1 protein-coding gene is annotated in these 388 nt (G+C 69.8%); it reads left to right on the forward strand.

The features are described from left to right. On the forward strand, positions 1-388 hold a 388-nt coding region (locus G3I71_RS49705), incomplete at both ends, for an amidohydrolase family protein (RefSeq protein ID WP_164325585.1).

The following is a 388-nucleotide window of genomic DNA, read 5'->3' on the forward strand; positions in this document are numbered from 1 at the left end:
AACGGGGCCTGCGCATCGACGCGCACTGCGACGAGATCGACGACGCACAGTCCCGCTTCGTGGAGGTCCTGGCCACGCTCGCGCTGCGCACCGGGCTGCGCGAACGCGCGACGGCCTCCCACACGACCGCCATGGGTTCCTACGGCGGCGCGTACAGCTTCAAACTCCAACGGCTGCTGTCCCGCGCCGGGATCAACCTCGTCTCCAACCCGTTCGCGAACCTCAACCTCCAGGGCCGCTTCGACGCCTATCCCAAACGGCGCGGCCTCACCCAGGTCAAGGAGATGCTGGCGGCCGGGGTGAACGTGGCCTTCGGCCACGACGACGTGATGGACCCCTGGAACGCCCTGGGCACCGGCAACCCGCTCCAGACCGCGCTCGGCGGCGT

The organism is Streptomyces sp. SID12501, assembly GCF_010550245.1.
Taxonomy (GTDB): domain Bacteria; phylum Actinomycetota; class Actinomycetes; order Streptomycetales; family Streptomycetaceae; genus Streptomyces.